9 protein-coding genes and 4 pseudogenes are annotated in these 13151 nt (G+C 69.6%); 8 read left to right on the forward strand and 5 right to left on the reverse strand.

Going from position 1 to position 13151, the window contains the following annotated elements; all coding sequences use genetic code 11:
• Positions 1–43: 43 nt before the first annotated feature.
• Positions 44–502, reverse strand: a complete 459-nt coding sequence (locus JNO44_RS11285) for a hypothetical protein (protein ID WP_235092879.1) — start codon at positions 500–502, stop codon at positions 44–46.
• A 544-nt stretch (positions 503–1046) separates the two neighbouring features.
• Positions 1047–1853: a 3-oxoadipate enol-lactonase gene (gene pcaD, locus JNO44_RS11290; RefSeq protein WP_205363564.1), complete on the reverse strand. Its 807-nt coding sequence runs from the start codon at positions 1851–1853 to the stop codon at positions 1047–1049.
• Positions 1854–1952: 99 nt separating this feature from the next.
• Between pcaD and JNO44_RS11295 the strand changes: the two genes are divergently transcribed.
• A complete protein-coding gene (locus tag JNO44_RS11295) occupies positions 1953–2900 on the forward strand; it encodes a LysR family transcriptional regulator (RefSeq protein WP_205363566.1) in 948 nt (315 codons plus the stop codon).
• A 95-nt stretch (positions 2901–2995) separates the two neighbouring features.
• Positions 2996–3324, forward strand: a pseudogene (locus JNO44_RS45120) (IS701 family transposase); the annotation flags it as partial.
• A 470-nt stretch (positions 3325–3794) separates the two neighbouring features.
• On the opposite strand, the gene JNO44_RS11300 reads toward JNO44_RS45120, so the two are convergent.
• Positions 3795–5135, reverse strand: coding sequence for a serine hydrolase domain-containing protein (locus JNO44_RS11300; RefSeq protein ID WP_205363568.1), 1341 nt, complete (start codon positions 5133–5135; stop codon positions 3795–3797).
• A gap of 143 nt (positions 5136–5278) precedes the next feature.
• Here JNO44_RS11300 and JNO44_RS11305 point away from each other — a divergent pair, with 143 nt between their 5' ends.
• Entirely contained in the window at positions 5279–6022 is a 744-nt protein-coding gene (locus tag JNO44_RS11305; RefSeq protein ID WP_205363570.1) for a TetR/AcrR family transcriptional regulator, read from the forward strand.
• Between the two features lie 394 nt (positions 6023–6416).
• Here the strand turns inward: JNO44_RS11305 and JNO44_RS44795 are convergent.
• Positions 6417–6617 (reverse strand): annotated as a pseudogene (locus JNO44_RS44795) (transposase); the annotation flags it as partial.
• A gap of 21 nt (positions 6618–6638) precedes the next feature.
• On the opposite strand from JNO44_RS44795, the pseudogene JNO44_RS11315 reads away from it, so the two are divergent.
• From JNO44_RS11315 to JNO44_RS11335, 5 genes and pseudogenes are all read left to right on the forward strand, one after another.
• Positions 6639–6798: pseudogene (locus tag JNO44_RS11315) on the forward strand (ISAzo13-like element transposase-related protein); the annotation flags it as partial.
• A 311-nt stretch (positions 6799–7109) separates the two neighbouring features.
• Positions 7110–7616 (forward strand): hypothetical protein, encoded by a 507-nt coding sequence (locus tag JNO44_RS11320; protein ID WP_205363572.1) that lies wholly within the window; start codon positions 7110–7112, stop codon positions 7614–7616.
• 524 nt (positions 7617–8140) lie between these two features.
• Positions 8141–8251, forward strand: a pseudogene (locus JNO44_RS11325) (3-hydroxyacyl-CoA dehydrogenase family protein); the annotation flags it as partial.
• A 569-nt stretch (positions 8252–8820) separates the two neighbouring features.
• Complete coding sequence (locus JNO44_RS11330; protein WP_205363574.1) at positions 8821–10092, forward strand: hypothetical protein; 1272 nt, start codon at positions 8821–8823, stop codon at positions 10090–10092.
• Positions 10089–10727 carry a hypothetical protein gene (locus JNO44_RS11335; RefSeq protein WP_205363576.1) on the forward strand — a complete coding sequence of 213 codons (639 nt, stop codon included), beginning with the start codon at positions 10089–10091 and terminating at the stop codon, positions 10725–10727. The genes JNO44_RS11330 and JNO44_RS11335 overlap by 4 nt, the downstream gene beginning before the upstream one ends.
• Before the next feature lie 155 nt (positions 10728–10882).
• Here JNO44_RS11335 and JNO44_RS11340 read toward each other — a convergent pair whose 3' ends face one another.
• Positions 10883–13033 carry a tetratricopeptide repeat protein gene (locus JNO44_RS11340; protein ID WP_205363578.1) on the reverse strand — a complete coding sequence of 717 codons (2151 nt, stop codon included), beginning with the start codon at positions 13031–13033 and terminating at the stop codon, positions 10883–10885.
• Between the last annotated feature and the right edge of the window lie 118 nt (positions 13034–13151).

The raw sequence follows: 13151 nt of genomic DNA on the forward strand, positions 1-13151 counted from the left end.
CAACGGCCGCCGGGGGCACGCCGGTTACGGCCTGCGGCCGTGGCTACGGCATGCGCTGGAAGCGCCCGTCGGGCAGCTTGCGCAGCCAGCCCCGGCCCGACAGCTTGGTCAGCTTCCCGCGCAGTGGCTCCAGTCGGCCCTTGACCTCTACTTCGAGGCCGAGCGCGGTGCCGACGTCCTTGACGCGTACCGGGCCGCCCGCCTCCCGGACGATCTTCATGGTCTGCTGGTAGTCCGGCGGCAGCGCGTCCTCGGCGATGCCCGCCTCGCGGTGCCGGACCAGCAGCACGCCACGGCCGCCGACCTGCGCGGGCACCGCTTGCGTGGCGGCCTGCTCCGCCTCCAGCTGAGCGCGCATGCGCTCCCACACGCGCATCGCCGCAGCGAGATCCTCGCGCTCGGCGCGGACCTTCTCAAGTCGTTCGACCAGGAGCTTCTCCTCCTCGTCGAGTTCCGCCCGGCGAGCGGCGACGCGTTCGGCGACTTCGCTGATCTCCGTCATCCCGCGAGCCTACGAACCCGCTCAGCCCCCTGGCCTGGAAACGGACAGACCGCCCGTGACTCTCGCCCGACGATCAAGACGACGGACTACCGCCCACCACCAGCCCAAGGCTCCCTCGACGGCCTCACACCAGCCCGCCCGACCAGCGCGAATCAAGTTGGCGCGGCTTCAATGTTGACGTAGGCGCCAACCTCTTGGAGTTACCAGCCAGGAGGCTTGGCGGTACCCATGTCTTTGACACTCGCGGTGCCTTCGAGGGTGCACCAACGTCTGCCCTGGTGCGGCGGCGAGGGTGCGTGGGTCACCCCAGTCATGACAAGTCCTTCTGCGGACGATGCCGGCGGCATGTGGAAACCGCTCAACCAGGTCGCTCTCTCTTGGTCTGGGACATCTCCGCGCAGGCGGAGAAGTTCCGAGGGCGGCGAGTTGCATGAACGCCTGCAACCGACGCATCGGGAAACTCCAAGATCACCGGCGGAATCAAGGTAAGAGCCTGTTGGTCGGGGCAGTGGGAAGGAGCCGTCCAGACACGACGCAGTAACCGTCAAGACCGTTCTGCGAGGAAGGCCACCACAGCGTCCACGAACTCCGCCTGCGCTTCGACGTTCGCCATGTGCACCGTGGGCAGGACGGTGAACCGCGCGCCGGGGACGGTCGCGGCGAGCTCCTTCCCGTGGTCGGCGGACGTGACGGTGTCGTGCTCGCCCGCGATGACCAGTGTCGGGTTGTGGATGAGCGTGGCCGTGCGGCGCAGGTCGTAGTCGCGCACCGCAGCCCAGCTCCCGGCCACGCCCTCGCGCTGCGTGGCGAGCAGGGTGCGGCGGAAGCCCTCGACAACCTCGTCGTCGCCTTGCAGCATGCGGGCCGGGAACCAGTTGTGCAGGAACCTCTCCGCGGTGACCTGCATGTCGGAGGCTTCCAGCAGTTCGGCGATCGGTCGATCCCACTGATTCGCCGGGCCGAGGTACGCGGCGGTGTTGGAGAGCACCAGGCGGTCAACGCGCTCCGGAACGTGGATCCCCAACCACTGCGCGACGATTCCGCCCAGAGACAGGCCCAGCACGTGCACCCGCTGCAGGCCCAGGGCATCCAGCAGTTCCACCACGTCGCGCCCCAGTCGGTCCAGGGAATACGGGCCGCTCGGGACATCGGAAGCGCCGTGGCCGCGCGCGTCGTAACGCAGCAGCCGGAAGTGCTCGGTCAGGGCCGACACCTGGCCATCCCACATGTGGAGGTCGGTGCCGATGGAGTTCGAGAGCAGCAGCACCGGCTTGTTCTCGTCACCGTCGAAGCGGTAGACGATGCGGACGCCATCGCCGGTGGTGATGGCAGTACGGGTCTGAGAAGTCATGTCAGCTCCAGTGATCTAGCGGGTATGCGCTCAGCCTATGAACGCCACCTGCAGAGTTCTATTACAAAGATCGAACGAGCCCTGTAGGTTGGCTGGACAATGTCAAACTTCACGCTCCACGAGTTGCAGTGCTTCAACGCCGTTGTGCTCGACGGCGGCTTCCAGGCCGCCGCCGAGCGGCTGCACCGCTCGCACCCTTCTGTGTTCGCAGCAGTCGCCAAGCTGGAGCGCCAGCTGGGCCTGGACCTGCTGGATCGCTCGGGCTATCGGGTTCAGCTCACCGAGGCGGGGCACGCCTTCCACCGCAAGGTGCGCTTCCTGCTACACGAGGCCGAGGAACTGCAGACCTACGCCGCGCAGTTGGCGATGGGCGAAGAGGCCGAACTGCGAGTGGTGCTGGGGGACCTGTGTCCACTCCCACCGGTGTTGGAGATGCTCAGCCGCTTCTTCGCGCAGTGCCCGCAGACACGACTGCACCTGCAGTTCGAGACGGTCACCGGCCCCTGGGAGCGGCTGCTGGAGGACGAAGCCGACCTCATCGTGCACCGCGTCCCCAAAAGCGACGTGCGGATGGAGTGGATCGATCTCGGCCGCGTCGCGCTGGTGCCCGTCGTGGCGCCCGGTTTCCTGCCCTTCCCTCCGGACACCGACATCACACCGCAGCGGATGCAGACCTTCACCCAATGCGTGGTCCGGGATTCGGCGCGGCATCCGTCGGAGCAAGGCCATTTCCTGGTCGACGGCGCGCCCCGGAGCTCCGTTCCGGACCACCTCATGAAGAAGGAGCTGATCTTGCACGGCATGGCGTGGGGACACGTGCCGCGGTTCATGATCGAGACCGAGTTGCGTGACGGAAGCCTGCTTTCCATCGCCGGACGGCACTTTCCCGGTGTGGTTGAGGAACTCTCGGCAGCTCGCCGGCGCGACCGGCCGCACGGACCAGTCGCTGACCAGCTGTGGGACTTCTTGGCCCGCCATGCACCGGTCCTACGACCGACGCTAGGCGATGTACCAAAGGCGAAGAAAGCACCGGAACACCACAGGTGACATCGCCACGATCGCCATGGGGGTGTCGCTGTTCCTGCTGGTCGGGGCCGTGTTCCTGAGCGCATGTGACTGACGTTTCGTCAGCTTGCGGGAGTGCTTCGCCGCTGCCCATCGCCTGGGTGACCGCGGACTCCGCCTACGGCCAGGAATGGCGGACGCGCCGCATGCTGGGGCGGCCGGCGTCGGCTGCGTCCTGGCCGTTGCCGAAGTCCCAGCATGTCCACTCCCTCGGCCGCATCGACTTCGCCGTCACCCAGGCACCCGACGACGCCTGGGGGCACCACTCCTGCCGCAACGGCGCCAAAGGCCCGCGCGGCGACGACTGGGCCGCAGCCCAACTGCCCGCCATCGACGACTTCGACGCGATCAGCCCACCCACCAACGCTGGGTCCTGGCCCGCCGCAGCCTGGCCCGGCCGGACGAGAGCACCACCCGCCGCCGACCTCTTGGCCACGGCCTCAGCAGCACGACGCCGCCGTCTCTCCCGTACCTGTGACGCGGCAGGTCCAGCGCCACGTGCGCGCCGCCGAGGCCGATGTCGAGGGGGCACCCCTGCGGCTTACGGCTGGCCTGTCCGTGCTCCGCGAACTCGGCGTCCTCGGGCCCGCGCCATCAGTGAGCCGCCACCACAGCCGCACGGAACCGTGCTGGGCTGATTTGTTCAACCCGGCGTGGGGCCGTCGTTCCGAGTGCCCTCCTACGTCATCGCCAATCGGAAGGGCGCGGCGGGACCTGGTCCCGCCGAGCTCCTCCGCGCCCTGCTCGTGATGACCGACACCGAGGTTCAGGGTTGACGGACGATCACCGGCGAAGGGTCGCACTTCCGGCTGGTACGAACATCCCGGTCGCGACCCACGCCAGCCCCATGACCTGCGCGTTCAGGATGGAACGATCTCATTCGCCAATGCGCTGGCCCGAGCAGTCGTTGATCGCCTGGTAGGCCAAGGTCTGGAAGTCGTTCACCAGGTGCGGTGAATCCGGGGTGTCCATCGCCGTCTGGGTCAGCAGGATCAAGGTGAGGTCCTCGGCCGGGTCCATCTGCACCGACACGCCCAATCCGCCGTCCCAGCCGAACTGGCCGACCCCGGCGAAGCCCAGTCGGCGGGTGCGTACGCCCATTCCGAAGCCGAAACCGCCGTGGTTCCCGAAAAGCTCGGGGAACTGGTCCTTCTCGATCTTCTGTTCCGGCGTCAGCTGGTCGGCGGTCATCAGCTCAACCGACTGCCGGGACAGGACGCGCACTCCGTCCCCCATGCCCTTGTTGAGGAGCATCCGACAGAACGCACGGTAGTCGTCGGCGGTCGAGGTGAGGCCGCTGCCGCCGACTTCGAACGCTTGCGGCTTGCTGAACCGGCCACCGGCCGCCTCGTCGTACACCGCGAGGGCGCCGGTCTCCGGGTCGTGGGCGTAACTGGTCGGCAGTCGGTGGATCTTCTCCTGCGGCACCCAGAATCCGGAGTCCGTCATCCCGAGCGGCGCGAAGACGCGCTCCTGCAGATACGACCCGAACGACTGTCCTGTAACCCTGGCGATGAGTATGCCGAGCACATCGGCCCCCGTGTTGTACAGCCACCGCTCTCCGGGCTGGTACATCAGGGGAAGTGCGCCGAGGCGGCGCATCCATTCGTCGGGGTCGCCGGACGGGAAGGCGCCGTCACTGTAGAGCCCCGACTCGCGCATCGCGACCTGGATGGGGTAAGTGTCCGGCGCTGCCACGACCGCTCCGAACCCGAACGTGAAGGTCAGCAGGTCCCGCACAGTGATCGCGCGGCGGGCCGGCACGGTATCGTCCAGCGGGCTGTCGATCCGCTTGAGCACCTGTCGGTCGGCGAGCTCGGGCAGCCAGGGGTCGACCGGGTCGTCCAGGCGCAGTCGGCAGTCGTCCACGAGGGTCATGACGGCCGCCGCGGTGACCGGCTTGGTCGACGAGGCCATCCGGAAGATCGTGTCCCGGCGCATCGGCTCGGCGCCGCCCGTGTGCAGCGTTCCCATCGTCTCGACGTGGGTCTGCCCGTGCCGGTCGATCAGGGCGACAAAGCCGGGGATCGCACCGGAGTCCACAGGTCCGGCCAGGGTGTCGCGCAACCTGCGCAGACCGTCCCGAGTGAACGCCGAGCCCTCCAGGCTCAGTTCGCGGTGCACCGCCCTCGCGACCGCCCGGTCGGCCCGGCCGACGGCCCGCGCCACTTCCCGGTTCACGAGCTCGGACACCTCGCGGCTCAGGTTTTTCGACATGACGTCTCCCTCGTTGTGATGAACGGTGATGAACGGTCCACGACTTCTTCGAACATCGTACGGTGGTCCGAACGGTGTTCGCAACTACGTACGGCGTGCGGAGCAGGGGATATCCTGAGCCGCAGAGAGAGGAGGCCGCACGCATGCCGGTCGACAAGAAGCAGCCGATTCCGTCGGTGTGGACCCGCCCCCAACGCCGCAAGCGGGAACAGCCCGCGCTGAGCCCGGAGCAGATCGTCTCCGCGGCCGTCCGGCTGCTGGACGAGGAGGGGATCGACGCCCTGAGCATGCGCAACCTGGGCACCCGCCTGAACGCAGGCGCGGCCTCCCTGTACTCGCACGTGGCCAACAAGGACGAGCTCATCGAGCTGGTCGTCGACGAGGTCTACGGCGAGATCGAGGTCCCGGACGCCGGGGCACGGGCAGACTGGCGCAGCGCCGTCGGCGACTGCGCCCACAGTCTGCGGGCAGCGATTCTGCGGCACCCCTGGATGGCCTCCGTCCTCGGCGGGGTGGGGATGTCGTACCTCGGGCCGAACATGATGCGGATCTCCGAGACGATGCTCGACGTGCTCCAGAAGGCGGGCTTCCCCGCGGACGAGGTCGATCACGCCGTGACCACCCTCACCGCGTACGTCATCGGCATGACCACCAGCGAGGCCGCCTGGCTGACGATGCTCGCCCGCAGCGGAGAGGACGAGCGGGAGTGGATGGAGCGCCTGTGGCCGGCCGCCGAGGAAGCCGTGCAGGACCACCCCCAACTGCGGGAGCAATACGCCTCGCTACGGGGAAGGGACCCGCGCGAGATGCGCGACGACAAGTTCGCGTACGGGCTTCAAAGGGTTCTCGACGGCCTGGCAGGCCGCATCGTCAGAATGAGCGAGTAACTGTCGCCCCGAGCCGGTCGCCGCATGAACGAGATCAACCAGACACCCGCATCCAGCCGCCGCGCGAGCCGGCTCGCTGACTAGCACTCCAGTCACGGTTCGCTATCACTGCTGGTCAGGGCCGCGCCCCTGGGCGTATTTGGCTGACGTTCCGTCGGGTTGTGGAAGTTCGCGACCTCGCGTGCGGCGGCGGTAGTGGCAGCGTCTGGCGATGGCCTGGTGGTGGCGGCGCCAGCGGGACCAGTTCAGCGCGTGGCCGGCGCGCCGAAGGTGCGTGGCCGAGGGACGGCCAACTGCCATGAGGCGCCGGATCTTTGCCACGGTGAGCGGGGCAAGAGTGCCGGAACCGTCTCTGCCGCCCCCTTTCGGCTGCCGCTGATGCCGTGGCGGCGAGGACATACTGGGACTTCGGCACGGCCAGGACGCAGCCGACGCCGGCCTCCTCCAGCATGCGGCGCATCCGCCATTCCTGGCCGGAGGCGGAGTCCGCGGTCACCCAGGCGACGGGCAGCGGCGAAGCCAGTGCACGCGTCACCATGGCCTTGGCCAGGTCACCCTTGGTGGCGAAGGCGCGCTCGTCGGGGATTCTCGCAGCGGCCCGGGGCGGTCTGCTGCCGCGCTCGAAGCGCTGATCGAGCCGCACACCCGGGGCGATCCGGTCTCGCCGTTGCGCTGGACCACGCTCTCGCTGCGGTCCCTGGCCTGCCGCGCTGACCACTCAGGGCCACCCGGTCAGCGCGGCAACGGTTGGACGCCTGCTGCACACCCCGAGATACGGGCCGTACTCACCGATCGGCAGGTACGGCCCGATGAACTCCCGTTCCTCGTCCGTCAGTTGTACTCGCGTCACGCAAGAAGACCTACCGGTTCAGGCTCGCCGCGAGGGCGATTCCCGCAGATCGAGCACGACCCGATACGCACCCTTGCTGCGGACGCCTCGGGCCCCGCGCGCGGCAGGCACCTTTCCTTGGCCCCGCCGCGGTGTCCTCCATGATCGGGTCCGTCGATATTCCGGCCCGCGAACGCCGGTGCGATGCCACGATGAAGGCACCGCGCTCGCGGCTGCGACCATCCAGAGAGGGCCGTCATGTTCCACAGCTCCGCCCACCCGGGCCGTCCCGACGATCGCATCTGGCTGGAGACTCTCCGGGCGTTCAGCCGCCCGGTGGCCGTCCTCGTACGGCCCCAGCCCGGATGGCGCCGCCTGGTGAGCCAGGGGTCCGTCGACGGCTTCCTCCAGCGGCTCGACCTCGGATATTACGAGGAGCACACCATGCTGGTGCAGGTCACCACCCAGCGGCGCCTGCCTGAGCACGTCCGCGTGTTCTCCACGCTGAAGCCCGATGCGCTCCTGGGTGAGTTCCTCTTCAACTCTTCGCCTGACGGACCGATCTGGCTGCCCAACGTACTCACCACCGGAACAGGCCAGCTCGTCGTCGACGGAACGGAGGTCGATGCGCAGGCAGTCACGTACGGCGGCTACACCGCCACCCTCGCCGCGATCGGAGATGAGACCGTCGCGGTCGTCAGCACCGCCGCCCTCCACGATCAGGCTGTCCACCTGACCTTCGACACCACGGCCGTCCCCGCCTGACGAGGAGCACCGGCCGTGTGGGCATCCCACAGGGCCGCGTCACGCAAGAAGATCTACCGGTTCAGGCCCCGCCGCGAGGGCGATTCCCGCAGATCGAGCACGACGCGATACGCACCCGAGTGGCCCAGCGCCGCCTGGGCCTTGGCCAGGAAGCTGAGGGCCGATCGCTCCAGGTCGTGCTGCCCGAGGCTGCGGGCCAAGGCGACGGACTCGCTGTTCGCTGCGAACGGGACAGGGCGCGGCCGAGGTTGATCAGGGCGTATGCCTCCCGCTCGGGCTTTCCGCCCTCGCGTTCGAGGTCGGCCGAGCGTCGCAGCGGCGGGATGGCCTCCTCGTAGCGCCCTTTCGCGAGCAAGCCGAGTCCCGGCGGGAGGACGGCTGTGGACTCCAGGGCAGGGCTGGCCCGCCGGCGGCCGATGTCCGCGAGGCGTTGACGGCGGACGGGCAAAGCTCCCCATACACTCCGGGGAGCTCCAGAAGTCCGCACTCTCGATGACATCCGGGCAGTAGTCGCCCGCATCGTCAGCCTGTACGAGGAGTACAACGAGCCCCTGTACGCCGCTCCCCCGCTGCTGCAGAGGATGGTGGACGCGGGCCGGCTCGGGCGCAAGAGCGGGTCGGGGTTCTACTCGTACCAGGGAGCGCGCCGACGTCATCAAGTGGCGCTACTTCAGGGGGAGTTCACCTGGAGCGGCGCCAGTGGTGGCGCGGCGAACGAGTGGCGCCGCTCCCCCTCCCCGCAGGCAACTCGTCCACGCGGTCGGAGCTGTTGGAGGGCACCCGTCCGACGGCCAGACATCGGTTCCTGTCTCAACGGCTGAGGGTGGTCGTCCGCGGGAGGTTGCGGGCGAAGAATCCACGTCCGGCCCAGGTCTGGGCCTGGTCGTCGGCCGCGGTGCCGAAGCCCCGGTCGGCGACGACCGTGCCTGGTGGGTGCTCACGTCAGCGGCGCGGAAACGCGGCGTGCACTCCGATCCGTTCGAACCGCCCGCTGGCTGGCCACCTTCGACGACGACACGCCCTGACCGGCGCAGACGCTCCAGGACCTGTCGGCGTCGCCCGCGCCGCAAGTTTTCTGCAACCCCCCGGCAAGCCTTTCGCACACCCGCCCGGGCATCTCCTCCATACCCCCGCGGATCGGCAGGGGGCAACGGGAGGCGGCCGTCACGACGACGGCGGCGGACAGCAGGCATTGGGGGATGTCATGTCGGCAATCACCACGTCCTACGGACCGGGGCGGGAGAGCCAGAAACCGGAGCACAAGCGCGAGTGGCTGACGCTGGTCGGCCGCAAACGCGTCCTGGTCATCGTGCACACCGTGACCTACGGGAAGCGGCTGCAGGAGGTGTTCTCGCTGCTGGAGTCGGACTTCCGCGTCCAGGTGATGTTCACCGCGCCGCCGCATGAGTTCAGCGACGGGGTGGCGCAGTTGCTCCGCCGGCTGGGCAGTGTGCACCTCACCTGGCAGGAAGCGGTGCGGATGGAGTTCGATCTCGTACTGGCCGCCGGTCCGCGTGGCGTGGAGGAGATCCGGGGACCGCTGATCACACTGCCTCATGGCGCCAACTACCTCAAGCGGGTGGGGCCTTCGGGCAAGCAGTGGGTGGCGGGACTGTCCCGGCGGGACATCGTCCCGGACGGCAGGCCGCTGCCGGCCGCCGTCGTACTGCCCCACGAGGACGATGCGGGTGAACTGGCACGTCACTGCCCGGCGGCCCTTCCCGTGGCGGTCGTGGCCGGTGACCCGGCGCATGACCGGATGGCGATCAGCCTGCCGCAGCGCGATGCCTATCGTAGGGCGCTCGGCCTCGGCGCCCGGGAGCGGCTGATCGGCGTGGTCTCCACCTGGGGTCCGCATTCGTCCTTCGGCTCGTTCGAGACGCTGCTGCCCCGGCTCCTGAGCGAGCTGAACGACGACTCGGTACGGGTGGCCGTCCTCGTCCACCCCAATGTGTGGTCCGGGCACGGGGCCTGGCAGGTACGCGCCTGGCTGGCGCAATGCCGGACGCGGGGCATCGCGGTGGTGCCGCCCGAGGCGGACTGGCGCACGGTCCTGATCGCGGCCGACGGCATCATCGGGGACCACGGCTCGGTCACCCTCTACGGCACGCTCACCCACGCGCCGATCCTGCTGGCGGCGTCACCGGAAGCGGAGATCAACCCTGCCTCGCCGGCCGCCGCGCTCGCCCTCACCGCACCCACGCTGTCGCCCGCCCACGGGCTGCTGGAGCAACTGGACTACGCGGCGGCCGAATACCGACGGCAGGACTACGCCGCCATCGCCGCGCGTATCACCTCCGAACCGGGTCGGTTCAGCCGGAACATGCGGCGGCTGATGTACCGCGTCCTGGGCCTCGGCCAGCCCGCATTCCCCGCCCTCACCCGGCGCCTGCCGCTTCCGCCGGCGCTGGAGACCTGGGTGGCGGGGGATGACGGGGACGCCTGGCACGCGGGAGAGTCGGAGGTCCCGGCATGACCGCGTCCACGTCCGATGCGCCCCGATGGGTGCGGCGCGGCGGCCGACTGGTGAGCGTCGAACCGGCCACGACAGCGGGCGGCCGGTGGGCCCTGCCCGGCACCGGGGCGCCGACGCTGCGGATGGTCCTCGGCACGCCGGGGGGCGCCTATGTGGTGGAGGCCGTGAGGGAAGGCGTGTACGTCGTCAACGCACAGGGCGACGGGACGGCCAAGACCGCCGATGAACGCGTCGACGCAGGCCGACCGCCCTGCCTGCATGACCACTTCGCGGTCGATATCGACCTCTGTGCCGAAGAACGCTGGCTCGGGTGCGCCGACCTGCTGCACGGCAGCGTTCCCCGCCCACGTGACCACGCCCTGCGCTGGGTGACGGACGTACTCGCCGACCGGGTCGGCTGCCGGCTCGCCACGCTGCCCCTGGATGACGGGGGCTGGGCAGTGGCGGAACGCCGGGGCGGCCGGGGGCAGGTGCGACCGTGCCTGGTGCCCGCGCCGTCCTGGTGTGGCAGTCCGCCCACGGCCGCGGACCGAGCGTTGCTCCCCTCTTGCCTGTACGGCTGGGCGGCAGCGGGACAACCCTGGGGCAAGCTGGCGTCGATGGTCGTACTCACCCGCGCTACATACACAGTTTGAGAGCCTGGTACGTACCAAGGCACTCACGAGTCGCTCACACGCCGAGCTACGGGAAGACCGCCGCCGCCCGGCGCGTTGTGGACCCGTAGGGGGTCCTCGCGCCCCCTACGGGTTTTGTTCGGGCGTCCCTGGGGAGCGTCCGCCCCCCAGCGGCTTCACCCGCCCAGCTCGCCCAACCGCCCCGCCAGCCGCTCCGCCTCATCAGGGCTGTGCGGCAGGTGAGCCGCCCGGGAACGCTCGTAGAACTCCCGGGCGGCATCCGTATCGCCATGGTGCTGGGCACTCCGGCCGAGCAGTTCCAAGGCCCTGGCCCGCCAGTGAGTCGCTCCCGACTCCTCGAATACGGCCAGTGCCTCCCGGAGTTCGCCGATGCCCCGCTCGTAGGCATCGGCCCCGGCGCCTGCGGCCCGCTTTCCCGGGCTTGCGGCCCGTGTGTGCGCGTATCCGAGGAAGGCCAGCGCCCGCGCCGCGTCGTACGGGTCCCGTACCTCGGTCAGCACGGTGTGCGCCTGGGAGAAGCAGCCGACGGCGCGGTCGATGTCGTCGCCCTCCAGGGCGATCTCACCGACAATGATCCGGGACAGCGCGGCACCGCGCTGATAGCCGCAGCTCTCCCACGCCGTGATGGCCTGGGCGAGGTACGAGACGGCCTGCCCGGTGCGGCCCGCCTCGCGATGGCATGTGCCCAGACCGTGCAGCGCCTGTCCTTCGTCCCGCACATCGCCGGCCTCGCGCGCGGCGATCAGGGACCGGTGGTACCAGTCGATGGCGTCGTCGATGCGATGCGCGCTGGTGAAGCCGATGGCGCCGGAGTTGAGCATCTGGCGCTCCGCGGCCCGGTCACCGGCGCGTTCCGCGGCGGCAAGTCCCAGTTCGTGGGCCTCGATCCACAGGCCGTAGTGTCTCAGCCGCAGAAACAGCGGCCACATCGCGTCGACGATCTGCCAGCCCGTGTCGTACCAGCCCTGTCCGGTCGCGGTGCGGACGGCTTCCAGCAGGTCCAGCCGGTGTGCGGCCAACCACTCCAGCGCCCCGATCTCGTCGTCGAACGGGAGCGGGAGACCGTCGGGACAGAAGGCGAAGTCCCGCCGCAGGGTGAACTGAATGGGCGTCAGCAACCGTTGAGCCTCAGTGGCCGTCGCCAGGTACCAGTCGCACGCCCGGCGCAGGGTCTCGCTGCGGCCGCCGTCCGTCTCGTCCAGGAAGCCGCGCTCGCGCGCATGGAGCCGCACCAGATCATGGAAGCGATACGCGTCGGGCCCGGACTCCTCGATCAGATTGGCCTCGAGCAGCGCGTCGATCAGCCGCTCGGCCACCCGCATGGGCACCCCGCAGACCGCCGCCGCGCTGCGCACCTCGAACACCCGCACCGGCAGCAGGCCCCAGCGCCGGTACAGCCGCGCGGCGCCCTCCGACAGGACCGCATACGAGCCGTCCAGTCCGCTGCGTACCGCCTTTTCCCCTTCCACTGTCAGCTCCTCCAGGCGATCGCGATCCTCGGCGAGCGCGTCGACCAGGGCGCGCAGCGGCTGCTTGGGCCGCGCTGCGAGACGCGCGGCGGCCAGGCATACGGCCAGGGGGAGGCCGGCGCACAGCAGAACCACCTCGCGAGCCGCCGCGGCCTCCTTCTGCACCCGTTCCCGACCCACTCCACGCGACAGGAGTTCCTCGGCCGCCGCCGGGTCCAAGACGCCCAGGTGGTACACCACAGCGCCGTCCACGCCCAGTCCGGTCAGCCGGTTTCTGCTGGTCACGACGGTGAGGCCGCCTCTGCCGCCGGGCAGGATGGGCCGGACCTGGGCCGCGGACAGAACGTTGTCGATCACCAGGCCGATCCGGAGGTTCGCGGTGACCGAGCGCCAGAGCGCGGCTTGTTCGGCCAGCCCGGCCGGGACCGGGCCCACTCCGAGGGCCCGTAAGAACTGGCCGAGAATCTCTCCGGGCTCGGCTGGCCCCTCGGGGGAGTGCCCGCGCAGGTCGGCGTAAAGATGCCCGTCCGGATACGCCTCACTGGTATCGCGCAGCCACCGTGTCACCAACGCCGTCTTGCCGACGCCGGCAGGACCGCTGACCACTATCAGCGGCGCCGCGTGTCCATCGTGCCGGGAACGCAGAGCGTCCAGGGCCGCCAGGTCGTCGTCGCGGCCCATGAAATGGGCAGTGAGGGGCGGGAGTTGGCGTGGGACCGGAAGGGGTGGCCGCCGCTCGGCGCCATGAAGATGGATGCCACCGGTGACCTCTCCCGCCTGGATGACGGGGCCGTTGAGCTGCGCCTCGCCGCCGACCACGTTCCCGTCCCGACGCATCCGCCCCCCTGTTCCGCCAACCCCACTACCGATCACCTCTGCACCAAAAAGTGGATCGACTCGCTCACGGATCGGTCACGGACGGGCGACCGGCCGCGCATTGATCGGAAGGGAGCTA

It is taken from the genome of Streptomyces noursei (assembly GCF_016917755.1).
Lineage (GTDB): Bacteria > Actinomycetota > Actinomycetes > Streptomycetales > Streptomycetaceae > Streptomyces > Streptomyces yunnanensis.